The organism is Arthrobacter oryzae (genome assembly GCF_037911235.1).
GTDB classification, from domain to species: Bacteria; Actinomycetota; Actinomycetes; order Actinomycetales; family Micrococcaceae; genus Arthrobacter; species Arthrobacter oryzae_E.
Genome location: NZ_JBBLYW010000038.1, coordinates 113,500 through 139,392, shown reverse-complemented (window position 1 = coordinate 139,392; position 25,893 = coordinate 113,500). Strand labels below are relative to the sequence as shown.

25 protein-coding genes are annotated in these 25,893 nt (G+C 65.4%); 13 read left to right on the top strand and 12 right to left on the bottom strand.

The window, feature by feature from the left end; translation table 11 throughout:
• Positions 1–2: 2 nt before the first annotated feature.
• The 5 genes from WMN78_RS11845 to WMN78_RS11825 all read right to left on the bottom strand — a co-directional run bounded on the left by WMN78_RS11845 (position 3) and on the right by WMN78_RS11825 (position 3,951).
• Positions 3–293: a hypothetical protein gene (locus WMN78_RS11845; protein ID WP_340533909.1), complete on the bottom strand. Its 291-nt coding sequence runs from the start codon at positions 291–293 to the stop codon at positions 3–5.
• 123 nt (positions 294–416) lie between these two features.
• The gene (locus WMN78_RS11840; RefSeq protein ID WP_340533908.1) at positions 417–821 is read right to left on the bottom strand and encodes a universal stress protein; all 405 of its coding nucleotides are present in this window, start codon (positions 819–821) and stop codon (positions 417–419) included.
• Positions 818–2,347 (bottom strand): tripartite tricarboxylate transporter permease, encoded by a 1,530-nt coding sequence (locus tag WMN78_RS11835; protein WP_340533907.1) that lies wholly within the window; start codon positions 2,345–2,347, stop codon positions 818–820. Before WMN78_RS11835 ends, WMN78_RS11840 begins: the two co-directional genes overlap by 4 nt.
• Positions 2,348–2,356: 9 nt before the next feature.
• Positions 2,357–2,941: a tripartite tricarboxylate transporter TctB family protein gene (locus WMN78_RS11830; protein ID WP_340534020.1), complete on the bottom strand. Its 585-nt coding sequence runs from the start codon at positions 2,939–2,941 to the stop codon at positions 2,357–2,359.
• Positions 2,942–2,946: 5 nt separating this feature from the next.
• Positions 2,947–3,951 carry a tripartite tricarboxylate transporter substrate binding protein gene (locus WMN78_RS11825; RefSeq protein ID WP_340533906.1) on the bottom strand — a complete coding sequence of 335 codons (1,005 nt, stop codon included), beginning with the start codon at positions 3,949–3,951 and terminating at the stop codon, positions 2,947–2,949.
• 143 nt (positions 3,952–4,094) lie between these two features.
• Between WMN78_RS11825 and WMN78_RS11820 the strand changes: the two genes are divergently transcribed.
• From WMN78_RS11820 to WMN78_RS11780, 9 genes are all read left to right on the top strand, one after another.
• The gene (locus WMN78_RS11820) at positions 4,095–4,979 is read left to right on the top strand and encodes a LysR family transcriptional regulator (protein ID WP_340533905.1); all 885 of its coding nucleotides are present in this window, start codon (positions 4,095–4,097) and stop codon (positions 4,977–4,979) included.
• Positions 4,980–5,144: 165 nt separating this feature from the next.
• Positions 5,145–6,059, top strand: a complete 915-nt coding sequence (gene kdgD, locus WMN78_RS11815; protein WP_340533904.1) for a 5-dehydro-4-deoxyglucarate dehydratase — start codon at positions 5,145–5,147, stop codon at positions 6,057–6,059.
• A 26-nt stretch (positions 6,060–6,085) separates the two neighbouring features.
• Complete coding sequence (locus tag WMN78_RS11810; protein ID WP_340533903.1) at positions 6,086–7,693, top strand: aldehyde dehydrogenase (NADP(+)); 1,608 nt, start codon at positions 6,086–6,088, stop codon at positions 7,691–7,693.
• Complete coding sequence (locus WMN78_RS11805; protein WP_340533902.1) at positions 7,690–9,018, top strand: enolase C-terminal domain-like protein; 1,329 nt, start codon at positions 7,690–7,692, stop codon at positions 9,016–9,018. Before WMN78_RS11810 ends, WMN78_RS11805 begins: the two co-directional genes overlap by 4 nt.
• A 105-nt stretch (positions 9,019–9,123) precedes the next feature.
• Positions 9,124–10,044 carry an AEC family transporter gene (locus WMN78_RS11800; RefSeq protein WP_340533901.1) on the top strand — a complete coding sequence of 307 codons (921 nt, stop codon included), beginning with the start codon at positions 9,124–9,126 and terminating at the stop codon, positions 10,042–10,044.
• Between the two features lie 291 nt (positions 10,045–10,335).
• The gene (locus tag WMN78_RS11795; RefSeq protein ID WP_340533900.1) at positions 10,336–11,121 is read left to right on the top strand and encodes a pentapeptide repeat-containing protein; all 786 of its coding nucleotides are present in this window, start codon (positions 10,336–10,338) and stop codon (positions 11,119–11,121) included.
• 92 nt (positions 11,122–11,213) lie between these two features.
• Positions 11,214–11,795 carry a hypothetical protein gene (locus WMN78_RS11790; protein WP_340533899.1) on the top strand — a complete coding sequence of 194 codons (582 nt, stop codon included), beginning with the start codon at positions 11,214–11,216 and terminating at the stop codon, positions 11,793–11,795.
• 598 nt (positions 11,796–12,393) lie between these two features.
• Entirely contained in the window at positions 12,394–13,521 is a 1,128-nt protein-coding gene (locus tag WMN78_RS11785) for an L-talarate/galactarate dehydratase (RefSeq protein ID WP_340533898.1), read from the top strand.
• Positions 13,522–13,531: 10 nt separating this feature from the next.
• Positions 13,532–14,227: a FadR/GntR family transcriptional regulator gene (locus WMN78_RS11780; RefSeq protein WP_340533897.1), complete on the top strand. Its 696-nt coding sequence runs from the start codon at positions 13,532–13,534 to the stop codon at positions 14,225–14,227.
• A gap of 62 nt (positions 14,228–14,289) precedes the next feature.
• Here WMN78_RS11780 and WMN78_RS11775 read toward each other — a convergent pair whose 3' ends face one another.
• Entirely contained in the window at positions 14,290–15,225 is a 936-nt protein-coding gene (locus tag WMN78_RS11775; RefSeq protein WP_340533896.1) for a LysR family transcriptional regulator, read from the bottom strand.
• 122 nt (positions 15,226–15,347) lie between these two features.
• On the opposite strand from WMN78_RS11775, the gene WMN78_RS11770 reads away from it, so the two are divergent.
• A complete protein-coding gene (locus WMN78_RS11770) occupies positions 15,348–16,649 on the top strand; it encodes a glucarate dehydratase family protein (RefSeq protein WP_340533895.1) in 1,302 nt (433 codons plus the stop codon).
• Complete coding sequence (locus WMN78_RS11765) at positions 16,643–17,674, top strand: 2-hydroxyacid dehydrogenase (RefSeq protein WP_340533894.1); 1,032 nt, start codon at positions 16,643–16,645, stop codon at positions 17,672–17,674. Before WMN78_RS11770 ends, WMN78_RS11765 begins: the two co-directional genes overlap by 7 nt.
• On the opposite strand, the gene WMN78_RS11760 is transcribed toward WMN78_RS11765, so the two are convergent.
• Genes WMN78_RS11760 through WMN78_RS11735 form a run of 6 tightly spaced genes read right to left on the bottom strand, consistent with a single transcriptional unit; the run spans position 17,675 to position 24,113 of the window.
• Complete coding sequence (locus tag WMN78_RS11760) at positions 17,675–18,391, bottom strand: sulfite exporter TauE/SafE family protein (protein WP_317781457.1); 717 nt, start codon at positions 18,389–18,391, stop codon at positions 17,675–17,677.
• Positions 18,392–18,401: 10 nt separating this feature from the next.
• On the bottom strand, positions 18,402–19,451 hold the full coding sequence (locus tag WMN78_RS11755; protein WP_340533893.1) for an oligopeptide/dipeptide ABC transporter ATP-binding protein: 1,050 nt from the start codon (positions 19,449–19,451) through the stop codon (positions 18,402–18,404).
• Positions 19,444–20,604, bottom strand: coding sequence for an ABC transporter ATP-binding protein (locus WMN78_RS11750; protein WP_340533892.1), 1,161 nt, complete (start codon positions 20,602–20,604; stop codon positions 19,444–19,446). The genes WMN78_RS11755 and WMN78_RS11750 overlap by 8 nt, the downstream gene beginning before the upstream one ends.
• The gene (locus tag WMN78_RS11745; protein WP_340533891.1) at positions 20,601–21,593 is read right to left on the bottom strand and encodes an ABC transporter permease; all 993 of its coding nucleotides are present in this window, start codon (positions 21,591–21,593) and stop codon (positions 20,601–20,603) included. The genes WMN78_RS11750 and WMN78_RS11745 overlap by 4 nt, the downstream gene beginning before the upstream one ends.
• Positions 21,594–21,601: 8 nt before the next feature.
• Complete coding sequence (locus WMN78_RS11740; protein ID WP_340533890.1) at positions 21,602–22,531, bottom strand: ABC transporter permease; 930 nt, start codon at positions 22,529–22,531, stop codon at positions 21,602–21,604.
• Positions 22,532–22,556: 25 nt separating this feature from the next.
• Positions 22,557–24,113 carry an ABC transporter substrate-binding protein gene (locus tag WMN78_RS11735; protein ID WP_340533889.1) on the bottom strand — a complete coding sequence of 519 codons (1,557 nt, stop codon included), beginning with the start codon at positions 24,111–24,113 and terminating at the stop codon, positions 22,557–22,559.
• Between the two features lie 309 nt (positions 24,114–24,422).
• Between WMN78_RS11735 and WMN78_RS11730 the strand changes: the two genes are divergently transcribed.
• Together WMN78_RS11730 and WMN78_RS11725 are read left to right on the top strand one after the other, a co-directional pair.
• Positions 24,423–25,373, top strand: a complete 951-nt coding sequence (locus tag WMN78_RS11730) for a 2-hydroxyacid dehydrogenase (protein ID WP_340533888.1) — start codon at positions 24,423–24,425, stop codon at positions 25,371–25,373.
• Positions 25,370–25,762, top strand: a complete 393-nt coding sequence (locus tag WMN78_RS11725) for a universal stress protein (protein WP_340533887.1) — start codon at positions 25,370–25,372, stop codon at positions 25,760–25,762. The genes WMN78_RS11730 and WMN78_RS11725 overlap by 4 nt, the downstream gene beginning before the upstream one ends.
• Positions 25,763–25,893: the final 131 nt, after the last annotated feature.

Genomic DNA, 25,893 nt, shown 5'->3' with positions numbered 1-25,893 from the left:
GCTTAGTCTGCGGGGCGCGCCCGTGGCAGCCGGAGGACGGTGAACCCGTCGCTGTGCAGGAACATGGTGCGGCCCCGGCCGTCATTCTGGACGACCCAGAACACACTGGCGTCAAGTGCCAGCATGTCCACCCGGCCGGACGCCACGAGCTCGCCGTGGCGGTAGATTTCCACCTCGTCCTTGCGTGAAAGCTTCATCCAGTTGGGCATTGGCTCCGGGGCCCGGACTGCGGGCCGGGGCGGACGGGCAGGGTGCTGCGGGCTCCGGGCGGGCGCGTTCACAACAATGGTCATGGTGTCCTCATGAATTCTTTGTAGAAAGTGCGGAAAGGGCGGCCGCGGACCTGTGGAAGGTCGCGGCCGCCCCCGTGGATGGTGACCGGCCTGCGGGCGCCCAGCCGGCTTGGAAGCGCCGGCTTAGAAGTGCGCGCCGTCGGCCTTGACGGCCAGGACTGGCCGGTCGGCCTGCATCAGGATGCGCTGGGCGTGGCTGCCCAGGATGAATTTGCCCACCTGGGAGCGGTGCCGCAGGCCAATGACGATGAGGGACGCATTCGCTTCGCGCGCCACGTCCAGGAATTCGTCGGCGAGGTCGTGGTGGTAGGGCGGCTGGATGACCCTTGCCGTGACACCGGCTTCCGCCGCGCGCCTGGCGGCGTTGGCCAGGACGTCATCACCCGCCACGGACTTGTCCACCAGCGCGCCTTCACGGGCGGAGTTGACGATCACCAGGTCCTCGTTGCGGAGGGTGGCCTCGGCGATGCCGGCCGTGAGCGCCGCCTCGCCTGCGGGCGTGGGAACGAATCCGACGATGATGCTCATACCTTCTCCTTGATTTTGATGGGTGCGGGCTCTGCGGCGGAGGCTTTGCGCTTGGCCAGCAGGGACTTGAGGCCCGGAAGCACGGCGACCAGCACGAATACCACCAGCAGGGTGGCCGAGATGGGCCGGCCGAAGAAGCCGGTGGGGTCTCCGCCGAAGACCAGCAGGGAGCGGCGCATGGAGCTTTCCAGCAGTTCGCCCAGCACAAAGGCCAGGACCAGCGGGCCCGGTTCGAAGCCGAACTTCTTCATGAGGTAGCCGATGATGCCGAAGACGACCACGAGCGTTACATCGAACATGCTGTTGTTGATCGTGTAGGCACCGAGCAGCGTGATCAGGGCGGTGACGGGCGCCAGGATGGCTGCCCGGACGCGGAGGATCTTCACGAAGATTCCCACCAGCGGCAGGCTCATGATCAGCAGCAGGATGTTGCCGATGTACATCGAGTTCACGACGCCCCAGAAGAGCTCGGGGTTCTGCTCCACCAGCTGCGGCCCGGGGGTGACGCCCTGGATCAGCAAGGCACCGAACATCAGCGCCATGGTGGCGTTGGCGGGGATTCCCAGCGTCAGCAGCGGGATGAAGGACGAGGTTGCTGCGGCGTTGTTGGCGGTCTCCGGTCCGGCGACACCCTCAGGTGCGCCCTTGCCGAAACGTTCCGGCTGTTTGGCGCGCTTTTTCTCCATGGCGTAGGAGGCCATGGAGGCGATGGTCGCACCGCCGCCGGGAAGAATGCCCAGGAAGAAGCCGAGGACGGATCCGCGGCCGATGGCGCCGGAGGCCTGCTTCAGGTCCTTCCGGGAGGGCCAGACGTTGGTGACCTTCGACGGCGCCTTCGCGGCCCGGTGCCGTTCCTCCAGGTTGTAGAGGATCTCCCCCAGGCCGAAGATGCCCATCGCGATCGGCACGAAGTCGATGCCATCTGCGAGTTGCAGGCTGCCGAACGTAAAGCGGCTTTCACCAGTGAAAATGTCCCTGCCGACAGTGGCCAGCAGGAGGCCCAGGGCCGCGGCGATGAGCGCTTTGGCCTTCGATCCGTTACTGATCGTTGCCACGAGGAGGATGCCGAGCAGTGCCAGGGCGGTGTACTCAGGCGGTCCGAAGTCCAGGGCGAAGCTGGCAACGATGGGAGCCAGGAAGGTCAGGCCGATAATGGCTGCGGTGCCACCAACGAAGGAGCCGATCGATGCCAGGCCCAGGGCGGTACCGGCTCTGCCTTGCTTTGCCATCTGGTAGCCGTCGAACACTGTAACCACCGAGGACGCCTCACCGGGAAGCCGGAGCAGCACGGAGGTGATGGTGCCGCCGTACTGGGCGCCGTAGAAGATGCCGGCCAGCATGATGATGGCTGTCACGGGCTCCACGTTGTAGGTGAGCGGAAGAAGGATGGCGATGGTTGCCGCGGGCCCCAAGCCGGGCAGCACGCCGATCAGCATGCCGATCACGACGCCGATCAGGCAGTACAGGAGGTTTGTCGGCTCCAGGACAACGGCAAATCCGTTGATAACGGGATTTAGAAAATCCACGGGGGTCTCCTAGAAGAGGTGGGGAACGGAGGTGTTGAGCGCGAGGACGAAGATCCCATAAAAGGCAATGACGACACTTGCGCTGACAACGAGGGTGGAGCGCCAGGTTTCGCCGCCGAGGAACCGCATCCAGATGATGCACAGGACCAAGGCAGGCAGTTCAAATCCGATGAGCGGCATCAGGGCCACCATGGCGGCGAGGGTCACCAGGCCGGTCAGCGGCGCGCTGGACATCCGGGTGAATTTCTCCGCATCCCGGTTGTGCCGGCCGGCGATCAGCTGGAAGAGCCCGAGGGCCACCATGACGCAGCTGATGATGAACGGCCAGAGGCCAGGCTGCGGGGTGGCTGGTGTGCCCAGTCCCATCACGATCGACAAAAGGGCCGCGCCCGTCCCCACACCGAGGACCACCAGGGAGGCTGCGGCGTTGGCCAGGGCGCCTGCCGCCGGAGGCTTTTCTTCTTCCCATTGGGCCGCAAGCTGTTCGGGCGTCAGGTCATCCAAGACGTCGTCGGGAAGAGAGCGGGGGGCGTCCCCGCCGGAGGCAGCCGTCTCGCTGCTGCCTCCGGCGGGTGCTGCGGGTGTTCCTTTCACAGGAGTCACTTATTTCCGCTGAGGCTGATGTCGTACTTCTCCACCAGCTCTTTGTACTTCGCTGCGTAGGCCTTCCATTCGGTGACCACTTCCTCACCCGAGATTTCCTTGGGCGTCAGCATGTTCTTTTTGTTGAACTCCTTGTAGGCGTCCGACGTGAAGGCCTCCTGGAATGCGGCAAGCAGCTTGTCCTTGACATCCTGCGGGGTGCCCTTGGGAGCGGCGACGGCCCGGTACTGGGCTACTGGAACGTCATATCCCGCTTCCTTCGCGGTCGGAGTGTCCGGCAGGAACGTGTTGCGCTCTTCAGAGAAAACCAGGAGCGGGGCGACCTTTCCGGCTTCGATCTGCGGCATTGCTTCGCCCAGCTGGATGGTGGCGAGCTCCACCTGATTGCCCAGGGCCGCAGTCAGGGCGGGCTTGCCGCTGTCAAAGGGGATGTCAGTGCCGGTGACATTGGCCTGCTTGAAGAGCACGGTCTGGGCCAGCTGGCTGCCGGTGCCGACACCCGTGGTACCGAAGGTCACATTGCGGCCGGCATCCGTCACATCTTTGAAGGTCTTGAATCCCGACCCGGGGCTTGCCACCAGGACGTAGTCGTCCTGGGACAGGCCGGCAATGATGTCCAGATCGTCAATGTTCACGGCTTCGTCAGCTGAGACCGCCAGGGGCGTGATGGTGATCAGGGAGGCGTTCAGCAGGACCAGCTCCTGGCCATCGGCGGGCTTGCCGGCCACTTCCTTCGTTGCGAGGGCGCCGTTTGCACCGGGCTTGTTGACCACGGGCATCGGCTGGCCAAGGGTTTTGGAGGCGCCTTCGGCGAGGGCGCGGGCGATCAGGTCGGTGCTGCCGCCGGCAGCCTGGCCGACGGAGAGGTTGACGGGGCCGGACGGGTATTTGGATGGATCTGCGCTGCCGCTGCCTGCGACGTTGCCGCAGGCGGTCAGTGCCAAGAGCGTTATGGCAGAAGCCGCTCCGAGGACGGCTCGGCGGGTGGGGAAGTGCATCATTGGAACTCCTCGTTGGCGCTGCAGGGCTGTCGCCCCATGCGTTTGTGAACCGGATCACTGCCGGTCGGCTGTATCGAGTGTAGGAACCCACTATGATGCATGTCTAAGCCCAAATATGCATCGAGTGATACCCGGAAGGCATCATGTTTACCTTTGACCAGCTGGCAGGATTCATCGCCGTCGCTGAGGAGCTCCACTTCGGCAGGGCCGCGGAACGCCTCAACATGACGCAACCGCCGCTGAGCCGCCAGATCCAGAAGCTGGAAAAAGCGGTGGGTGCGGAGCTGCTGGAGCGGGACAACCGCAAAGTCCAACTGACGGCTGCCGGCCGGGCTTTCCTGGAGGAGGCCCGCCGGCTGATGGCCCTGGCCAGCCGGGCACCTGTGACGGCAAGGCGGATCGCCTCCGGACGTTCCGGGCTGCTTCGGATCGGATTCACTGCTGCGAGCGGCTTCAGCATTCTTGGCCCGCTGCTGGAGGAGATCGCCGCAACACTGCCCGACGTCGACATAGACCTCCAGGAACTCGTGACGGGCGAGCAGATCGCCGGGCTCCAGTCCGGCGAACTTGATCTCGGCCTGGCCCGGCCACCCTTTGACAACGAAGTCTTCGATTCGCACCTGCTGTACCGGGAGGCGATGGTGCTGGCGGTGCCGTCCGGCCATCAGCTGACCGGCCTCGGCAGGGACGTCACCGAGAAGGACCTCCGTGACGAGCCGCTGATCATGCACTCCTCCACCCAGGCCCGCTACTTCTACGACCTGGTAGTCCGGATGATCCCCATCCAGCACGCCAACGTGGTCCACACCGTCAGCCAGATCCTCACCATGGTGTCGTTGGTAGCCGCCAAACGCGGGGTGGCCTTCGTTCCGCATTCGGCGACGCTGCTGGGTGTCCACGGCGTCGAGTTCCTGCCGCTGGAGAGCAGCGTGAACGACCCCGTGGAACTGCACGCCATCTGGAGCCGGAACTCCGCCAACCCCGCACTCGCCCTCGCCTTGCAGACCTTGGATTTCCAGGAGAACTAGGCAGCGCGCGGAACGGTCCATCCCGATTCACCGCCCCTGCACACGATGCATGAAGGGTATCAATGCATACAAAAATGAACTTAGACAGGCATCACATGGCTCCCTAGGCTGGTGGAGAAGACAACAATTGCCGCACCGATGCGGCGCCGATATGGAGGACCCACCGTGGCCAAACACTCACCCCAGGAACTTGCCAGCGTTCTCAAAGACGGGCTGCTCTCCTTCCCGGTGACCTCGTTCGATGCGAACCTGCAGTTCGATGAGGAAAACTACCGCAAGCACCTCGCCTGGCAGGCCAGCTACCCGGTGGCCGGGCTCTTCGCCGCCGGCGGCACGGGCGAAGGCTTCTCCCTCACGGCCGCCGAATCGGCCCGCGTGGTCCGCGCCGCCGTCGAGGAAGTGGGCAGCATTGTTCCCGTCCTGGCGTCAGCCGGCGGTTCCACCGCCCAGGCCATCGAAAACGCCCAGGCCGCAGAGGCCGCAGGCGCCGAAGGCATCCTGCTGCTTCCGCCCTACCTGACGGAAGCGGACCAGGGCGGCCTGATGGACCACGTGAGCGCCGTCTGCAGCTCCACCTCACTCGGCGTCATCATCTACAACCGGGCCAACGCGATCTACAAGGACACCACCGTGGCCGCCCTGGCCGACCGACACGAGAACCTGATCGGTTTCAAGGACGGCGTGGGCGACCTCGAACACGACGCCCGCGTCTACGCCAAGCTCGGCGACCGCCTGTTCTACCTCGGCGGCCTCCCCACAGCCGAGACCTTCGCACTGCCGCTGCTGCAGCTGGGCATGAGCACCTACTCCAGCGCCATGTACAACTTCGTGCCGCAGTTCGCCCTGGACTTCTACCAGGACGTGCGCAACCAGGACCGCGTGGCCGTGAACAAAAAGCTCAACGACTTTGTGATCCCTTACCTGGACATCCGCGACCGGGTCAAGGGCTACTCCGTTTCCATCGTCAAGGGCGGCCTGGACGCAATAGGCCGCTCGGCCGGCGGCGTCCGCCCGCCGCTGCAGAACCTGGCGCCGCAGGATCTTGCCGACCTCAAGGCCCTGATCGCCACCGTCTCCTGAACCACCATCCCTAAGGAGTAACCCCCGTGACACTCACCGGACATTCCCTGATCGCCGGGCAACCCGTCGTCGGCGAAGGCAAGGCCGCCTTCGGTTTCAACCCCGCCAGCAACGAGCAGCTTGAACCCGCCTATACCCTGCTCAGCGGGGAGCAGCTCAAGGCAGCCACGGCCGCGGCCGCCGACGCCTACCCGTCCTTCAGCACGCTCGATCCCGAGACGCACGCACACTTCCTCGAAGCCATCGCGGACAACATCGAGGCCATCGGCGACGAACTCATCATCCGGGCCGGCCAGGAAACCGGCCTCCCCGCTGCCCGGCTGCAGGGCGAACGCGCACGCACCACCGGCCAGCTCCGCCTGTTCGCCTCCGTGGTCCGGCAAGGCGATTTCCGCGGCGTCCGCATCGATCCGGCCCTGCCGGAACGCACGCCGCTCCCCCGCGCCGACATCCGCCAGCGCCAGATCCCGCTCGGCCCCGTCGCCGTCTTCGGTGCCAGCAACTTCCCGCTGGCATTCTCGACGGCGGGAGGAGACACCGCCTCCGCCCTCGCCGCCGGCTGCCCCGTGGTCTTCAAGGCCCACAACGCCCACCCCGGCACGGGCGAACTCGTGGGCCAGGCCGTGGCCAAGGCCGTCAAGGACGTGGGTCTGCACCCGGGAGTCTTCTCGCTGATCTACGGACCCGGCAGCAGCATCGGCCAGGCCCTCGTTGCCGACCCGGCCATCAAGGCCGTGGGTTTCACCGGGTCCCAAAGCGCCGGCATCGCGCTCATGCGCACCGCCGCCGCCCGCCCGGAACCCATCCCGGTCTATGCGGAAATGTCCTCACTCAACCCTGTGTTTGTGTTCCCGGGGGCGCTCAAGGGTGATGTTGAGGCCCTCGCCCAGCAGTACGTCACCGCCGTCACCGGCAGCTCAGGACAGCTCTGCACCTCCCCCGGCCTGCTGTTCGCCCCGGCCGGCGAGGCAGGCGACAAACTCGCTGCCGCCGTCGGACGCGCCGTATCCGCCTGTGCCGGCCAGACCATGCTGACCGCAGGCATCGCCGGCTCGTGGAACGACGGCGCCGAGGCACTCGGCTCCGCTGCGAACGTGTCCGTCGTTGGCCAGGGCACGCCCGGTCCCACCGAAAACGCACCGGCCCCCACCATCTTCGGCACCGGCATCGCCGACTTCGTCAGCAACCACGTCCTGCACGCCGAGATCTTCGGCGCGGCCAGCCTGGTGATCCGCTACACCACCGCGGAGGAACTGATCGACGCCATCAACCGGCTCGAGGGCCAGCTCACCGCTTCCCTGCAGCTCACCGCGGAGGACTACCCGACGGCGGCGCAGCTGCTGCCGGCCCTCGAACAGAAGGTGGGCCGCATCATCGTGAACGGCTGGCCCACCGGCGTCGAAGTGGGCCATGCCATGGTCCACGGCGGCCCCTTCCCCGCAACATCCGACACGAGGACCACCTCCGTGGGGACGCTGGCCATCAACCGCTTCCTGCGGCCGGTCGCCTACCAGAACCTGCCCCAGGAACTGCTCCCGGCACCGCTGCAGGACGCCAACCCCTGGCACCTGAACCGCCGGATCGACGGGGTCGTGGAAAGCGCAGCCGATGCAGAAGATAAGGTCAACGCATGAGCCTCCAGCCCACCATCGCCAAGGTTGAGGTAGTTCCCGTGGCCGGCTACGACAGCATGCTGATGAACCTCAGCGGCGCGCACGGACCGTTCTTCACGCGCAATGTGGTGATCATTACCGACTCGGACGGACGCTCGGGCCTGGGTGAAGTTCCCGGCGGGGAGAAGATCCGCACCACCATCGAGGAGGCCGGGGCCTTCATCGCGGGCAAGCCGGTAGCCCGCTACCGCTCTCTGCTCCGCGAGATCGCAGCCGAGTTCGCGGACCGCGACGCCGGCGGCCGCGGGCTCCAGACCTTCGACCTTCGGACCACCGTCCACGCGGTCACCGCCGTCGAATCCGCCCTGCTGGACCTGCACGGACAGTTCCTGGGCGTACCGGTGGCCGAACTGCTCGGCGACGGGCAACAGCGCTCCTCGGTTCCGATGCTTGGTTACCTCTTCTTCATCGGCGACCGCCGGCGGACGGACCTGCCGTACCTGGTGGAGGAGGCGCCGTCGGACCGCTGGGAGCGGCTGCGCCGGCAGGAGGCCATGACACCTGCTGCGGTGGTGGCCCTGGCCGAAGCCGCGCAGGAACGGTATGGCTTCAGCGACTTCAAGCTCAAGGGCGGCGTGCTCTCTGGCGACGACGAAGTGGACGTGGTGACGGCCCTGGCCAAGCGCTTCCCCGACGCCCGCGTCACCCTTGATCCGAACGGCGGCTGGCTTCTCGAGGAAGCCATCCGGCTCGGCAAGCGGATGCAGGGCGTGGTGGCCTATGCCGAGGATCCCTGCGGCGCCGAAGGGCGCTTCTCCGGCCGCGAGGTCATGGCGGAATTCCGCCGTGCCACCGGGCTCAAGACGGCCACCAACATGATTGCGACCGACTGGCGGGAGATGTCCCACGCGATCCGCAGCAACGCCGTCGATATTCCGCTGGCGGACCCGCACTTCTGGACCATGCACGGTTCGGTCCGGGTGGCGCAGCTCTGCCACGAATTCGGGCTCACCTGGGGTTCACACTCCAACAACCACTTCGACATCTCACTGGCGATGTTCACCCATACCGGTGCAGCAGCCCCCGGCGAGATCACCGCGCTGGACACCCACTGGATCTGGCAGGACGGGCAGGGCCTCACCAAGGACCCGCTGCAGATCCGGAACGGCGCCATCGAGGTCCCGGACGCGCCCGGGCTAGGCATCGAGCTGGACCGCGATGCCCTGGAGAAGGCACACCAGTTGTACCTGGAGCACGGGCTGGACGCCCGGGACGACAGCATCGGGATGCAGTATTACGTCGACGGCTGGTCCTTCGATCCGAAGCGCCCCTGCCTGGTGAGGTAGCGGTCCGCGCGAACTTGAAGCTTCCGCACGGCCAGCCCTCCTCCCGCCAGGGGGAGACGGCCGTGCGGGAACCCAACAATTACAGATGAATAGAAGGGCGCACTTTTGGGCGGCGTTGTCTCCGGAATACTGATCGTCTCCGCCGTCATTGCCGTGGGCTATTTCGCTGCCCGGCTCCGCGTCCTGGGACCGGAAGTCCAGGGCGCACTGACCCGCACCGCCTATTACGTGACCAACCCGGCGCTGCTGTTCACAGTGGTTGCCGGCAGTGACATCCGGGCGGCGCTCGGAACGGACGCCCCGCTGGCGCTGCTCTCGGCAGCGGTAGTTGGGCTCCTCTATTGCCTGGCAAGTTTCCTGTTCTTCCGCCGGCCTGCAGCCGAAACAGCCGTCGGCGCCATGGCCAGCAGCTACGCCAACGCGAACAACATCGGCATTCCGGTGTCGCTCTACGCCGTCGGAACGGCGCAGCATGTTGCGCCGGTGCTGCTGGTGCAGATCCTAGTGATGGCCCCCTTCTACCTCACGGTGCTGGGCCTGGTGTCAGGATCAAAGGTTTCGTGGAAGAAGTTGCTGGTCACGCCTTTCGCCAATCCGATGATCATCGCCTCGGGGCTCGGCGCAGCCGTAGCTCTGACCGGGTGGACCGCCCCGGACCTGCTGCAGAAACCCATTGACATGCTCGCCGGCGGCGCCGTGCCCATGGTGCTGCTGGCCTTCGGGCTGTCCCTCGCCGGCCGGGCCCCGCTGCAGAAAGACGACGGCCGGGTTGAAACACTGGTGGCCACGTTCCTCAAAATTGCCGGGATGCCTCTGGTTGTTTGGGTCCTGGGCCGCTTTGTTTTCGGACTGGAAGGGCAGCACCTGCTGGCCAGCGTGATCATGGCCGCGCTCCCCACTGCCCAGAACGTGTTCCTCTTCGCCTCCCCCTACGGCCGCGGCATGACCGTGGCCCGCGACGTGATCCTCTGCACGACGCTGTTGAGCATCGGTGCGTTGCTGGTGGTGGCGTGGTTGCTGGGGTAGGGCCTCGGGCCGCTGACCCTCCAACAGTGCCAATCCCCGGGCGCCCCAGACTGACGAACGTCGTTTATCGGCGTTTGAAGCACGGGAATAGAAGTAGTGTGAGAACCGTCCTCCGGCGGTTTTGTGCCTTCCTCGCGCCGGCCGGGTTGACTGGCGTCGACGAACAAATCTCGCCCGCAGAGGGCTCTACGGCCAGGTGCCCTCGTTGCGACCCTGTTCGACCTCGGACTCATTTCTGGAAAGACAGCTCCAGGTGGCCAAGTCGTGTCTTGGCGCAGTTAGTCTTGGCCAATGAGCCAGGCAGCGCCGCCGCCCGCCGGTGAAACGCGAACGCGCCAGCCGCAGAGACTTGCGACCTGGTTGCGGGAGACCATCGTACGTGACATCCTCGTCGCCACGATCGTTGGCGTAACAGTCGGTACGGTGTCTGGGCTCATCGTCGCAAACAGGCAGGAATCCATCGACGACGGTCGGGCGCAGCGCGAACTAGCAGCAGCCAAGCAACTTGCCGATCAAGCCATCCGCATCGAGAATCTTCGCTTCGTTCGCTCGCAGCCTGACGATCCGGGGCCGGCCAGGCGTTTGAACGGCCTTGATCTGGCTGGTATGAACCTGTCTAACCAGTTTCTGACCTGGGACGATTTCTCAGACTCCAATTTCACGGACGGCACTTTGGATGAGTCGAACGTCTTCAAGGCCGTCATGCGCCGCGCCAATTTGACGCGGACTCGCGCCCAGCGAACGTACTTCAAGGACGTCGATTTCCGCCAAGCAACACTTGCCACGGGGAATTTTCGGGGCGCGACTTTCGTGGGATCAGACATGCAAGGCATTGACGGGCGCGGAGCCGATTTCACGGATGCTCATCTTGAGCTCATTAAACTCGCGCACGCTGATCTGCGCGGGGCGATCCTGACGGGCGCAACCTTGGATAGCTCTGGAGCAGCAGGGACGTGCCACGATGAAACCACGGTATGGCCAGCAGGATACACGCCAGCGACCACTGAATCGGCTGACGCTTGCGGACCCGAAAACTGGAATCCTACCGAGCGAGACAGCGCATGGTGGGAGGGCTAGCGTCGTGCGTGCGCTTCGGCCCTGACCCGGTAGCGTTTGGCGATTGCTTCGTGCCAGGGAAATGCGAGCCCCACTCCGACTATTCTGCAGAGATGGCAGAAGCAAGCGGACCTTCAGACTCCAAACAGACAAAACTCGCACTCATCGCAGCAACAACAGCCCTAGTTTCCGCGGTAGTCGGGCCTACCGTGGCCCTTGTTGCCACGCAATGGCAGAGCGAAGCGACACGTACTCAAGCTCAAACAGAATTCCTCCGGTCAAACCGCCAACAGGCCTACTCAAAATACACCGCAGATATAGAACAGCTTTCCAACACGTTGTGGAGCAACTTGGCTGCCGCGCAGGCCGGATTCCCGCACAAGTCATCGGAAGATCCTTATCTCATCAAACTTCATACTGACACTGAGCCTGCCCTACGCAGCGTGCTCCAGTCCGAGGCGGCAATAAGGCTCGTGGGTCCGAATGAACTCAGACTCGAGACGGTCGTTCTCCAGCGATCCGTCATAAACATGTACAACAACTTCAGTTGCGGGCTGGAGGGCCGGAATTGCGAATCTACGCAAACGCTGGATTTCAATCAGGTTTCCTCAAACCTCCAGGACGACCTCAGGTCTCTGGAAGCGAAAATGGACGTATGGGCTTCAAAGGCAAGGGCTGACTTGGGAACGGAATGAGCAGCAATGTGTTCGACGCCTGCTCAGCCACGAATTAGGCGCCGAAGAGCAGTTTGAGCTCATCACCTTTCCGAGATCTCGGATCTGCCGCCGACGTTCCTTCTCCGGCTTTTCCGTTCGATAATGCACTTAATAGCCTCAGCGTCTGGCTGGCGCACACCCCAATCTGACGTCAGGCAGGAAGCCGAAATGCTGCCGGAATAGGGTGAGATTCTGCATTTCTGACAATGGCTGGAGAAAGTCTCAGATCCCAACCTGACTCGATCTCTGGCGGCAGCCCAGCCTTTGGGGTCAATATCGGCGCTCCAGCGTTTCAGGTCGAGATCGTCCCTTGCCTCCGCTGAGGTGTCTCTCAAGACTCAGCGATGACACGGTATCGAGCGCGGGTTGCGAGACATAGCAAGACGACGCTGCCTCCGGCCCAGCTTCAACATCTAACTTCGGAGTCGCAGATCCGGGGGTCGAGGAGGACTCGCGCGTGGGGGTCGCCTAAGCCGCCGGCCGCTTCTTCCGCCGCATCCACTTGTATTACAAGTTTTTTACTTGTAGCATAAGAAGTGCGGGCGACGTAGCCCCCTTCCGATTCCGAGGAGCCCCCTTGAGCACCGTAGACCTCATCCGCCATGTCAAACTTTCCACCGCGCGGCTGCCCCTCGCCGTGCCGATCAGCGATGCCAAGGTGTTCACCGGCCGCCAGAAGCCCATGACCGAGGTGGCCTTCCTGTTCGCCGAAATCACCACCGAGCAGGGCCACAGCGGCATCGGCTTCAGCTACTCCAAGCGGGCCGGCGGCCCCGCCCAGTACGCGCATGCCAAGGAGGTGGCCGAGGGGATCATCGGCGAGGACCCCAACGACATCGGCAAGATCTACACCAAACTGCTCTGGACCGGCGCATCAGTGGGCCGCTCCGGTGTGGCCACGCAGGCCCTTGCCGCCATCGATATCGCCCTCTACGACCTGAAGGCCAAGCGCGCCGGCCTTCCCCTCGCAAAGCTCCTGGGTTCCTACCGCGACTCCGTCCAGACCTACAACACGTCCGGCGGCTTCCTCAACGCCTCGCTGGATGAGGTCAAGGCCCGCGCCACCCAGTCCATCGACGACGGCATCGGCGGCATCAAGATCAAGGTTGGCCTGCCCGACAGCAAAGAGGACCTGCGCCGCGTGGCCGGCATCCGCGAACACATCGGCTGGGACGTGCCGCTGATGGTGGACGCCAACCAGCAGTGGGACCGCGCAACCGCGCTTCGGATGGGCCGGCAGCTGGAGGAATTCAACCTGATCTGGATCGAAGAGCCGCTGGACGCCTATGACTTCGAGGGCCACGCGCACCTGGCCAACGTCCTGGACACGCCCATCGCCACCGGCGAGATGCTGGCATCGGTGGCCGAGCACAAGGGCCTGATCAACGCCAACGGCTGCGACATCATCCAGCCCGACGCACCCCGCGTCGGCGGCATCACCCAGTTCCTGCGCCTGGCCGCCCTGGCGGACGAGCGGGGCCTGGGCCTCGCACCGCACTTCGCCATGGAAATCCACCTGCACCTTGCCGCCGCTTACCCCCGCGAACCGTGGGTGGAACACTTCGACTGGCTCGACCCCCTGTTCAACGAGCGCCTCGAAACCAAGAACGGCCGCATGCTGGTTCCGGACCGCCCGGGACTCGGCGTGACCCTCAGCGACCAGGCCCGCGCCTGGACCACCGATTCCGTGGAGTTCGGCGCGTAACCTTGAACGCATGAGCCGGAACCTGACCGCGGACCTCGCCGCCGATCTTCGCACGCGCATCGTTGACGGCGTCATCCAGCCCGGCGACAAACTGCCGAGCGAGAACACCCTCATCGGCGAGTTCGGCGTCAGCCGCACGGTGGTCCGGGCAGCCCTGACCCGGCTCCAAGCCGAGGGCCTGGTGGAAACCGAACGCGGGCGGGGCAGCTTCGCGCTGACCCCGCCCCGCCCCGGTGATCCGCACTCCTCCGGCGGCCGGCCGGTGACCAGCCTCGAGGACCGGCTCCACCTGCTCGAGTTCCGGATGGGCGTTGAGGCAGAAGCTGCCGCCCTGGCCGCCCGCAACCGCACGGACCGGCAGCTAAAAGCGATCCTGACCGCACTGGAAGAGTTCACCGCAAGCGGCGACCACCCGGCGCACGCGATGAAGTCCGACTACGAATTCCACAAGGCCATCGCCGCCGCGTCCGGAAACCCCTTCTACTCGGACTGCCTGGCATCACTGGGCCAGACCATGATCGCGATGCCCCGCACCCGGCTGATGACCGGTGACGAACACTATGCCCGCGAGCACTTCGAACAGGTGGTCCACGAGCACGAATCCATCTACGCGGCCATCGCGGAAGGAGACGTGCCGTCGTCGTCGGCTGCCATGCGCAGCCACCTGGCCAACTCAAGGCGCCGGCTCAGGGCCGGACGCCAGTAGGGCGCGTGTCGCCGCTGCTGGCGGCGCGTGCGGTTCAGCGCCTGCCGCTCACGCGTTAGAGCTCACGCGTTGGAGTCAGCCGGCCGCTCAGGCGTGTCGATCAGCCGCAGCAGCCGCAGGACGGCGGGATTGGCTGTTTCTTCGTTCCACGCCAGCTCCAGGTCCACGCGGTTCAGCTGCTGGATGCCGTGCCGACCGTCAATTTCACGGAATTCCACTCCGGCGGGGGCGAAAGCCATGGCCGAGGCGGGGACAAGCGTCACCCCCAGGCCGGCCTGGACGAAAGCCAGAAGCGCCGGGACCTGGCTGGCGTACTGGGTGATGTTGGCGTGGGCGCCGGCGCTGGCGAACAGCCGCAGCACCAGGTCATGGAAGTACCGGGCCTCCTTGGTGGAGTACATCAGCAACGGCAGCCTGTCCAGGGATCCGAGCGGCAGCGGCTCCCCCTGCCGCGGCGCCATGTTGCCCAGCAGCGCACTCCCCTCGGGCAGCGCCACCACCAGCCGGTCCTGCATGAGCGGCCGGGACACCACACCCGGCCGGGCGACGATGGGCCGCAACAGGCCGATGTCCACGCTGCCCTTCACCAAACCGTCCATCTGGTCCGTTGAGACCAGTTCCCGAAGCATAAAGGACACTCCCGGCATCCCCTCCGCAGCCCGCCGCAGCATCAGCGGCAGTGCGCTCTGGCCGGCGATGGCCGTATAGCCCACTGTGATGGCGCCCGCCTCACCGGAGGACACCCGGCGGACATCCATGTCGGTCTTGATGCACATATCCAGGATCTGGCGTGCCCTCGGCAGCAGGGTGGCACCCGCGGCGGTCAGCTCAACCTTCCTGCTGGTGCGGCCGAAGAGCTGGGTTCCCAGCTTCTTCTCGAGCATCTGGATCTGGCGGCTCAGCGGCGGCTGGGTCATGTTGAGCCGCTCAGCCGCGGCGCCGAAGTGGAGCTCTTCAGCGACGGCCACGAACGCCTCTAACTGCGGTAGGGAAAACATTCATACCTTTGCTGAATTGTTGAGTGCGCAAATTAGCTTGGACTTGGATCGATGACTCCCCTTATGGTCGGTGAACGGAGCAGGTAAATCAACCCCCGAGGCAACCCAAGGAGCACAGCGCTGTGGACCAGGCATACGATCCCGCCCAGTACGTCAACCAGGCCAGGATTACGGGCGTCTCCATCACGCCGGTGGCCTTCAAGGACCCGCCGCTCCTGAACACCGTTGGCGTTCACGAGCCGTTCGCGCTGCGGGCCATCGTGGAGGTCCGGACGGATGCCGGCGTATCGGGCTTCGGAGAAACCTATGGCGATGCCGGCCACATTGCCCGGCTCCGGCTCGCAGCTGCGGCCGTGCCCGGCACGGACGTTTTCAACATCAACGTGCTGCGCAGCCGGATCGCCACGGCACTGCAGCAGGACACCATCCAGGGCGGCCACGGCATGAGCGGCATGGTCACCGGTTCGAGCACAGCCGACCGCGTGCTGTCCGCGTTCGACGTCGCAGCGCTGGATATCCAGGGCAAACTGCTTGGCAGGCCGGTCAGCGACCTCCTGGGCGGCGCCGTCCGCGGCTCCGTGCAGTTCAGCGGGTACCTGTTCTACAAGTGGGCGGCCCACCCCGGTCAGGAAGACGACGCCTGGGGTGCTGCCCTGGACCCGGCCGGGATTGTGCAGCAGGCCCGGACCATGGTGGACCGCTACGGTTTCAGCGCACTCAAACTGAAGGCGGGCGTGTTCGCACCGGAAGAAGAGATTGCGGCCATCCAGGCCCTCCGTGCGGAGTTCCCCGACCTTCCGCTCCGGATCGATCCCAACGGCGCCTGGACGGTGGAGACCTCCATCCGCGTGGGCAAGGAACTGCACGGCGTACTGGAGTACCTTGAGGACCCCACACCAGGCATCGAAGGCATGGCGGCCGTCCGCCGCGAGGTCGGCATGCCCCTGGCCACGAACATGTGCGTGGTCAGCTTCGCGGATGTGGCCCCTGCCGTGGCGGCCGGCGCCGTGGACGTCATCCTCTCGGACCACCACTTCTGGGGCGGCCTCCGCCGGACCCAGTTCCTGGCCGGCATCACCGAGACTTTCGGCCTTGGCCTGTCCATGCACTCCAATTCCCACCTTGGCATCAGCCTCGCCGCCATGGTCCATTTGGCGGCGGCAACCCCCAACCTCGACTACGCCTGCGACACGCACTGGCCCTGGAAGGACCCGTCGGAGGACGTCATCGCGGGCGGTGTGTTCACGTTCAAGGACGGCGCCGTCCAGGTCCCCACCGGCCCGGGCCTCGGCGTCGAGGTGGACCGCGACGCCCTGGAACGCCTGCACCGCCAGTACCTGGACTGCGGGATCAGGAGCCGGGACGACACCGGCTACATGCAGCGCCTGCATCCCTCCTACGAGCTTCAGGGCCCCCGATGGTAACCACCGGGGGCCAGGCTCCGGACCGCCGTGAATCACTGAAGATCGTGGTCACCGACCCGATTATCAGCCGCTTCGAGGACCGGTTGAAGGCCGACGGCGGCACTCACCAGTGGGACATGGCGGCGACTTGGACTCCCCAACGGCGGCTGGACGCCCTGGCGGACGCCGACGTCGTGGTTTGCTCCTCCCTCGGCTCCGTGGAAGGGGAGGCTGCCGGCCGCGTGCGGCTGGTCCATGTCACGGGCGCAGGCTACGACAAGATTTCCTTCCCGCACCTGGCACCGTCGGCGATCGTGGCCAACACCTTCCACCACGCGCGGCCCATCGCCGAGCACGTCCTGATGGTCACCCTGATGCTGTCGCGCAGGGTTGCCGATGCCGACCGCGAAGTCCGCCAGGGGCAGTGGCGCACTATTGCCACGGCCGACGACGTTCCGTTCCACCCCGTCCTTGCCGACCTGACACTGGGACTGGTGGGCCTCGGGTCCATCGGCGCCGAAGTGGCCCGCGTGGCCGGGGCGCTGGGCATGAAGGTGCGCGCTGTCCGGCGGAACCCCGACGCCGGTCTCCCGGACGGCGTGGGGCTCGACTGGGTGGGCGGAGATCACCAGCTTCATGAGCTCCTGGCCGCGTCCGACGTCGTGGTGGTCACAGTACCGCTGGATTCCGGAACGGAAGGGATGATCGGGGCGGCTGAACTGGCTGCCATGAAACCGTCGGCTTTCCTGATCAACGTGGCCCGCGGCCCGGTTGTTGACCAGGCGGCGCTGTATGCAGCGCTGAAGGACCGGCGCATCGCCGGGGCCGGCCTGGACGTCTGGTGGGGAGCCCCCGCGGACGGCGTCGTTCCGCCGGCGGAACTGCCTTTCGCATCCCTGCTGAACACGGTGCTGACCCCGCACCATTCCGGCCATGCACGCATCACGTTTGAACGCAGGGCGGCCGATATTGCAGCCAACATCGGGCGGCTCGCCCGCGGCGAGGAGCTGGTGAACCTGGTGGCGCGTCCCGTTTCAGCTCGATAGCTACAGGACCAGCTGCACGATCAGCAGGGTGCTTCCCAGCGCCGACGCGCCGAAGGCAATCGCTTTCAGGCGCGCGGGGTTGAGGAACCGGTTGACATACCGGGATGCGGCGTAGCCGCCAACAGCCGCCGGAACCATCCATAGCGCCAGTGCCAGCATCTCTGCCGTGACGGCACCGGTTAGCCAAAGCATCACCATCGAAATTGTCGAACCCACCATAAAGAAGGCGCTCATGGTGCCGCGCAGCCTGGGACCATCATGTCCCTGCCAGACCAATGCCATGGGAGGTCCGCCGATCGAAGTGGCCGTGCCCATGATGCCGGAGGCCGCGCCGGCAGCGATCAGGGTGGCCGGTGCCGGCCGGGGAGCCCAGCCCCTGCCCGCCAGCACCAGTCCTGTAAGCACCACGGCCACCACCACCCAGGCCAGTCCGTCCTTCGACAGCGCCGCCACCAGCCACGCGCCCAGGAAACTCCCGGGAATCCGGCCCACCAGGGCCCAGCCAGTACCCCGGAGGTCCAGGCTTTGGCGTTCCCGCACGGTCACCATGACGGTCACCAACAGCGCAAGGACGATCAGCGTAGCGGGAAGCAGTGCCGGATCCACCATCGCGATCACCGGCGCCGCCAGCATGCCCATGCCGAAGCCGCTGGACGCCTGCAGGCATGCGGCCAGGAAGATCACCCCGGCGATGACGGCATACTCGGCAGCTGTCACTCGGGATCCGTCACTGGACGGGCACAGCGGAGGTAGCAGTAGCAGTTGCAGCGGCGCCGGTCAGGCCCTTGCGGGAATCGAGCGGGAAATGGCATTCGGCAATATGCTTCGTGCCGTCAGGAGCCGCAAGGACCTGCGGTTCCGGCGATACTTCAGCGCAGATGTCCTGCGCCTTCCAGCAGCGCGTCCGGAAGCGGCAGCCCGACGGCGGATCCAGCGGAGAGGGCAGCTCACCCTGGAGGACGATCCTGTCCCTCCTGGTTCCGCTGACGTCCAGCTTCGGCGACGCCGACATCAGGGCCGCCGTGTAGGGGTGCCGGGGGTGTTCGAAGACTTCCTCGGTGGCCCCGGTCTCGATGATCCGTCCGAGGTACATCACGGCGACCCTGTCCGCCACATGGCGGACGACGGTCAGGTCGTGCGAGATGAAGATGTAGGAAACACCGAGTTCCTGCTGGAGCTCATTGAGCAGGTTCAGGACCTGCGCCTGGACGGAAAGGTCCAGGGCCGAGACCGGCTCGTCGAGGATGATGACGTCCGGGTTCAAGGCCAGGGCCCGGGCGATGCCGATGCGCTGGCGCTGGCCGCCGGAGAATTCCTGCGGCGATTTGCGTGCATCGGAAGGACGCAGCCCCACCATGTGCAGCAGTTCCCGGACCCTGGCGTCGCGTTCCCGGGACGTCGGGTAGAGGGCCCGGTGGGTGGCCCACGGCTCAGCGATGATGTCGCCGGCGTTCATCCGGGCGTTCAAGGAGGCAAACGGGTCCTGGAAGACCATCTGTACACGCCGCCGCCAGCCCAGCAGTTCCTTCCCGCGGAGCCCGAAGGGGTTGGTTCCTTCGAAGCTCACGGTGCCTTCGTCCGGTGTTTCCAGCATCATCAGGGTCCGTGCCAAAGTGGATTTGCCGCAGCCGGATTCGCCCACCAGTCCGAGGGTCTCCCCCCGGCCTACTGTCAGGCTGATTCCGTCCAGGGCCTTGAGCCGGGTGTTGCCGCTGGCGCTCTTCGCCACGTGGAACGTTTTGGTCAGGCCGTCAATTTTGAGAAGCGGCTCAGGCATTGTTGATCTCCTCGCTGAAGTGGCAGGCGGCCGTACGGGCAGGCCGTGGCTCCTTGCCGGACGGAATGTTCACGGGGTCGCCGGCGACGGCGGGGCTGCCGAGCGGGTTGCGGGCATCCGGGTTGCGGGCATCCGGGGTGCGGGCTCCGGCTACCGGGCGGAGCACGGGCCGCTCAACCCGGCAGATGTCCTGCACCAGCGGGCAGCGGGACTGGTAGACGCAGCCGGCGGGAATGTCATGGAGCTCCGGGGGGCTGCCGGCAATCGACTTCAGCTTGGCGCCCCGCTCCAGGTGGACGGGCACCGATTCCAGCAGCCCTTTGGTGTAGGGATGGCGCGGGTCGGCGAAAACTTCCGATACCGGTCCGCTCTCCACCACGTTGCCGGCGTACATCACAGCCACGGAGTCGGCTTCCTCGGCCACCACCGCAAGGTCGTGGGTAATGAGGATGACAGCCATTTGGCCCTCCTCGCGGAGCTTCCGCAGAAGCTGCATGATCTGCGCCTGCACCGTGACGTCCAGGGCGGTGGTGGGTTCATCGGCGATCAGCAGGCGCGGGTTGAGGGCCACGGCCATGGCAATGAGAATGCGCTGGCGCATGCCGCCGGAGAACTGGTGCGGGTAGGAATTGACCCTGGACTCCGGCTCGGGGATTCCGACGCGCCTCATCAGGTCAATCGCTTCAACCCGCGCTTCCTTGGCGCTGAGCCCCCGGTGGATGCGGAAGGCCTCGCCCAGCTGAGTGCCCACCGTGTAGACCGGGTTCAGGGCAGTCAGGGCGTCCTGGAACACGATGCCCAGCTCGGGCCCGGCAAACTTGAGCCGTTCCCTGGCGCTAAGTGCGGCGAGGTCGGTGCCGTTGAGGACGATCTCGCCGTCAGCCAGGTCGCAAACGGGATCCATGATCCCGGCGAGTGCCTTGGCTGTCATGGATTTTCCGCACCCTGATTCGCCGAGCAGCGCCAGGGTTTCTCCGGCGCGGGCCTCGAAAGCCACGCTGTTGACGGCGCGCACGGTGCCTCGGTGTGTGCGGATGTCCACGGCAAGGTCGCGGACCTGCAGGACGACGTCGTGTGCCTTCGCCTGCCCTGCTGCTGTGCCGGCAGCATCGCCGGTGCGCTGGATTGGCGCTTGGTCGGTAGCTGTTTTCACGGCTGTGCCTCCTTGGCTGGGATACGGGTGATCAGCCGCTTGCGGGGAAGTGCGAGGCGCCAGCGCTGGGCCGGATCGGTGGCGATCCGCAGCCAGGCGGCGAGGACGTTGGCGGCAATGGTCGTGACCACGATGGCAACGCCGGGGAAGATCGACAACCACCAGGCGGTCTGCAGGTATTGACGACCCTGGGACACCATCAGGCCCCAGCTGACGTCCGGCGGCTGGATGCCGATGCCCAGGAAGCTTAGTGAGGACTCGGCCAGCATCACATAGCAGAACTCGAGGGTGGCCAGCGTCAGGAGCGTCGGCAACACCACGGGAATGACGTGCCGGACTATGATCGCATTGGGTTTGGCGCCGAACGTGCGCGCCGCGTCAACAAATGTCCGGCTCTGGAGCTCCGCCGATTCGGCGCGTGCCGTGCGCAGGTATATAGGGATGCGGGTGAGGGCCAGGATCAGCACGATGTTCGCTGCGCTGGGGCTGAACACATAAAGCACGACGACGGCGAGCAGCAGGGACGGGAAACTCATGATCACGTCGGCGATGCGCATGGACACGTTCTCCCGCCAGCCCCGGTGATAGCCGGCCCACACCCCCCACAGGGAGCCAACGATGAGGGCCACTGCCACCGCGGGCAAAGCGACGGACAGGGTGGTCCGGCTGGCTACGACCAGGCGGGCCAGCATGCTGCGGCCCAGGGAGTCGCTCCCGAGGAAGTACTCCCAGCCGTGGGCTAGCGTGAATGGTGCCTTGTTGGCGAACTGCAGGTTCTGCTTGGTGGCCAAATCACCCATCAGCGCAGGGCCCACGAGGGCGGTCAGGCCGATGAAGACCAGGATCAGCGCAGAGACGGTGGCAAAGCGGTCCTTGAGCAGGAGGCGGAAGAGGCTCAGTTTTCCGTCCTGGTTTCCGGCCTTCTTTTCGTTCTGGTGCTCGTCGGCCGCGTGCTCCGGCGCCGCACCCTCGGTCAGTGAAGTCTTCATGGCTACTCCTAAGCCTTAACCGTGACGGGACGGACGCGCGCGTCCAGCAGCGCGTACCCCATGTCGATGAGGATGTTCAGGGCAAAGATCGCGACGGCGGTGAGCAGTACGGCTGCCTGCAGGACAGCGAAATCCCGCTGCAGGATCGAATCGATCATGAGCTTTCCAATACCCGGCCAGCCGAAGATGGTCTCCACCACCACGGCGCCGTTGACGAGGCCAACGGTCAGGTCGCCGGCCACCGTCAGCGCGGGGGCGGCCGCATTGCGCAGCGCATGGTGCGTCACCACCCGGAGTTCGCCGGCTCCGCGGCTGCGGGCCAGTTTGATGTAGGGCTCCGAGAGGGCGGAGACCATGGAACCGCGGACAATCTGGACCAGCACGCCGAACGGCCGCAGGAGCAACGTGGCGATGGGCAATACCCAGGCGCCGGCCCCCGACACACCTGATGTCGGGAGCCAGCCCAGGGTGATTGCGAAGACCCAGATTCCCACGATTGCCAGCCAGAAATCCGGGATCGAAGCGGCAGCCATGGAGACGAAACTTGAGATACGGTCCGCGATGCCGTTCGGCTTCAGCGCAGCCCAGCAGCCGACCACCAGCGCCAGCAGCACAGCCAGCACCATGGTGGTGGCGGCCAGCTGCAAGGTGGCCGGGAAGGCGCGCAGTGCCATGGCTGCGGCATCCTGCCCCGTGCGCAATGACTGCCCGAAATCGAGCCGGAGCACTCCCGCGAAGTAGTCGGCCATCTGCACCAGCAGCGGCTGGTCCAGACCGTTGCGTGCGGTGAAATCGTCGCGCATCTGTTGAGTGGCATTGAGCGGCAGGTACAGGCTGGCCGGGTTTCCGGTCATCCTGGCCAGCGCGAACACACCAACAATCACCACCACCAGCGGCAAAGCGCTGGAGACAATCCGCTTTCTCAAGTAGATCAGCATGGCTGTCCTTATCTCCAGGTCCGCGCTAGTTTGCCGGAGTCATTTCCGAAACACGCAGCTCGTCGCCACTGGACGAATTGGGCGTGTACTTCACGGACTTGGCCTTGCCGATGATGCCGGTCTGGTGCGAGATGTGGGCAAACTGGACCACTTTGTCGTTCTGGTAAGCGAAGATCTCCTCAAAGTCCTTCTTCCGCTCATCGCCGGAGGCCGCATCCGCCTTCTTGATCATGGCGTCGAACTCGGGGGTGCCGAAGTAGCTCTGGGCCCCGGTGGACAGCATGTACTGGTCCACTGTGAAGGCGGCATCGCCGGCCTGGTTGCCATGCTGGGTCATCAGGGCCACCGCGCCCTCATCTTCGGGGAAGGGACGGACCTGGTACGTCAGGTGCTGGCTGGTTTCGAGCATCTTCAGTTTGACGTTCAGACCGGCCTGGCTCAGCTGCTCCTGGAGGACCTGGCCGAGTTCAGTGATCTTCGGGAACTGTGCGCTGCGGACTACCATCGAAATCTGCGCGGAAGTATCAACGCCGTCGGCCTTGGCTTCGGCGACAAGGGACTTTGCCTTGTCCAGGTCGAAAGGCCAACCCTTCAGTTCCGCGTTATGCCCCACAATGCCTTCGGGAACCAGCTGGGCAGCCACCTGGTGCTTGCCCTGGTAGAGCGAGTTGACAATTCCCTCCTTGTCGATGGCGAAGTTGATGGCCTGGCGGATGCGGATGTCATTGAGCGGCGCCTCGTTGGCGTCGAGCCGCAGGGCAACGGTCTCGTTGTTGGGGTAGTCCACTCCCAGGTCGCCGATGCTGTCGTCCGGGCTCAGTCCCATGGCAAGGTCAGCCTCACCGCTGGTGATCATGGCGGCGCGCACTGAGCTCTCCGAACGCCATTGGTACTCAGCCTTGGCGTAGGCCGGCTTGTCGCCCCAGTAGCCGTCCCAGCTGGACAGCGTGATCTTCTGGCCGGCGTCCCACTTCTCGATCTTGTACGGACCCGTGCCGATCGGCTCACGGACTTTTTCCGTGGCGCTCGTGGACGTCGGAACCACTTCGAGGAACGAGAGGCGCAGCGGCAGGATGGGGTCAGGCTCAGGGGTGGTCACAGTCAGGGTGGTGGCATCCACGGCCTTCACGGCGAGGTCCGCGTCGCCGAAGACATAGCCCTCCACGTTGCAGCCGAGCTTGGAGTTGACCGCCCTTTCGATGGTGAAGGCGGCAGCTTCGGCATTGAACGGCGTGCCGTCCTGGAACGTCACGCCTTCTCGCAGTTTGAGCGTCCACTCGGTATCGGTGGTGGCTTTCCATTCGGTGGCGAGCTTAGGCTCCAGTTCGCCGCTCTGCGGGTTGCGCTCAATGAGCGGTTCGGTGACGTTCGAGCGCACCACAACGCCGGTGGAGGTCAGGTTCGACTCACAGGCTTCCAAAGTGGGCGGTTCCTGGCCGAGCACCACGCGCACCGTATTCGAGGAGGCGGCGCCGGCGTCGGAATTGGCTACTGAGCAGCCGCTAAGACCGAGCATCGCGACGGATGCCAGGGCAGGCCATTTGAGCAAGGCGGGAAATGGGGGCTTTGAAGAAGACGTCATTGGATTCCTCCGAATTGGGGTGTTTGCGGCAGGGGTTGCTCTTGCACCAGTGGAACCAGCCATCAAGATCAGGTGTGTCGGGCCGCGCTGGACTCAAGCTAGTTGAGGTCCCAGGGCTCCACAAGGTTTTTGCCGGCGGCCCGGGGCGCCCGACGGGGCCGGCGCACGTCCGCCCGGCCCTGTGACGGGCGCCACTGCTGCCGGAAATCCGCGCGGTTCCGCCGGAGTACTTCAATCGATTCACTTCGGGCATCGAACAATGCCATTTACATGTTGGACGCGTATGGATCGGAAACCTAGGGTGCAGATATGAAGAACATCGCCGTCCTGCAGGTAGGGCCACTCATGCCATCCGTCCAAGAATCCATCCGGAGCGAGTACGACGCCGTGCGTCTCCCCGACTCCACCCCGGAGCGGGAACAATTCCTGCAGCTCCACGGCGGTTCCTTCGAGGTGGCCGTGACCTCCGGAAAGTTCGGCGTCGGACCGGAGCTGATGGCCGCCCTTCCCAACCTCCGGGGTGTCATCAACTTCGGCGTCGGCTATGACACCACGGACGTTGACCAGGCAGCCCGGCGCGGCATCACGGTCAGCAACACCCCCGATGTCCTCAACGACTGCGTGGCGGACACGGCCATCGCCCTCTACCTGGACGTCCTGCGCCGGGTGAGCGCCGCGGACCGCTACGTCCGCCGCGGTGACTGGCTCAGCAAGGGCAACTTCCCGCTGGCCACCCAGGCCAGCGGCAAGAAGGTGGGCATCCTCGGGCTCGGCCGCATTGGACGGGTCATTGCCCGGAGGCTGGAGGGGTTCGACTGCGACATCAGTTACCACAGCCGCAACCCGGTGGAAGGGGTCAGCTATGAGTACAAGGCCTCACCGCGCGAACTCGCTGCCGGTTGCGACGTCCTGATTGTCGCGGCAGCCGGCGGGCCCGGCTCGGCCAAACTCGTGGACGCCGACGTCATCGACGCGATCGGGCCTGAGGGATACCTGATCAACATCGCCCGGGGAACTGTGGTGGATGAGGACGCCCTCGTGGCTGCCCTGCTCGCCGGGCGGCTGGCCGGTGCAGGGCTGGACGTCTTTGCGGAGGAGCCCAAGGTCCCCGAAGACCTCCTCGCCCTGGACAACGTGGTCCTGCTGCCGCACCTCGGAAGCGGGACTCACGAAACGAGGGCCGCGATGGCGGAACTTACGCTCGCCAACCTGCGGCAGTTCGTGGCCACGGGTACCGTCCTGACGGCGGTGCAGGCATGAGCGTCGCAGTGGGATACGTCGCGAGCCAGGAGGGCCGCGCGGCCCTGAGTGCCGCCATTGAGGAGGCGGCGCTGCGCAGGACTGCCCTGCAGATTATGGGTCCCGTGGCGGGCGAAGGGTCCGCGGAGGCGGACTCTGACATCCGTGACGCCATGGCCGCGGCAGCGGCAGCGGGCGTTCAGGCATCGCTCCGCCCTACTGAAGGTACTGACGCAGCGGAGTTTATGATCGATGCCTCCTATGAGGAGGACGTTGAGCTGATAGTGATCGGAGTCCGGCGGCGCTCCCCCGTGGGGAAGCTGTTCCTGGGCAGCACTGCCCAGCGGGTCATCCTGGAGGCAGGCTGCCCGGTCACTGCGGTCAAGGCTGACGTCGGACCGCGCTCCTGAGCCCCGGTGTGCCCGGACAGTGCCCTCCGGGTATCAAGTAATGTAAAAAACGTGTTGGACGTGCATCGCGGAAGGTGAATAAAGTCTAGGTGACGCTGTGGCGAGGACCACAAAGGGCTGGCTTCCCGGTT

Bases quoted from the DNA above. Each gene is read 5' to 3' on its own strand.
- WMN78_RS11795 (WP_340533900.1), top strand. From the start codon at position 10,336: ATGAGCCAGGCAGCGCCGCCGCCCGCCGGTGAAACGCGAACGCGCCAG.
- WMN78_RS11745 (WP_340533891.1), bottom strand. From the start codon at position 21,593: ATGAAGACTTCACTGACCGAGGGTGCGGCGCCGGAGCACGCGGCCGAC.
- WMN78_RS11845 (WP_340533909.1), bottom strand. From the start codon at position 293: ATGACCATTGTTGTGAACGCGCCCGCCCGGAGCCCGCAGCACCCTGCC.
- WMN78_RS11825 (WP_340533906.1), bottom strand. From the start codon at position 3,951: ATGATGCACTTCCCCACCCGCCGAGCCGTCCTCGGAGCGGCTTCTGCC.
- WMN78_RS11735 (WP_340533889.1), bottom strand. From the start codon at position 24,113: ATGACGTCTTCTTCAAAGCCCCCATTTCCCGCCTTGCTCAAATGGCCT.
- WMN78_RS11740 (WP_340533890.1), bottom strand. From the start codon at position 22,531: ATGCTGATCTACTTGAGAAAGCGGATTGTCTCCAGCGCTTTGCCGCTG.
- WMN78_RS11805 (WP_340533902.1), top strand. From the start codon at position 7,690: ATGAGCCTCCAGCCCACCATCGCCAAGGTTGAGGTAGTTCCCGTGGCC.
- WMN78_RS11730 (WP_340533888.1), top strand. From the start codon at position 24,423: ATGAAGAACATCGCCGTCCTGCAGGTAGGGCCACTCATGCCATCCGTC.
- WMN78_RS11765 (WP_340533894.1), top strand. From the start codon at position 16,643: ATGGTAACCACCGGGGGCCAGGCTCCGGACCGCCGTGAATCACTGAAG.
- WMN78_RS11775 (WP_340533896.1), bottom strand. From the start codon at position 15,225: ATGTTTTCCCTACCGCAGTTAGAGGCGTTCGTGGCCGTCGCTGAAGAG.
- WMN78_RS11725 (WP_340533887.1), top strand. From the start codon at position 25,370: ATGAGCGTCGCAGTGGGATACGTCGCGAGCCAGGAGGGCCGCGCGGCC.
- WMN78_RS11820 (WP_340533905.1), top strand. From the start codon at position 4,095: ATGTTTACCTTTGACCAGCTGGCAGGATTCATCGCCGTCGCTGAGGAG.
- WMN78_RS11780 (WP_340533897.1), top strand. From the start codon at position 13,532: ATGAGCCGGAACCTGACCGCGGACCTCGCCGCCGATCTTCGCACGCGC.
- WMN78_RS11840 (WP_340533908.1), bottom strand. From the start codon at position 821: ATGAGCATCATCGTCGGATTCGTTCCCACGCCCGCAGGCGAGGCGGCG.
- WMN78_RS11755 (WP_340533893.1), bottom strand. From the start codon at position 19,451: ATGCCTGAGCCGCTTCTCAAAATTGACGGCCTGACCAAAACGTTCCAC.
- WMN78_RS11790 (WP_340533899.1), top strand. From the start codon at position 11,214: ATGGCAGAAGCAAGCGGACCTTCAGACTCCAAACAGACAAAACTCGCA.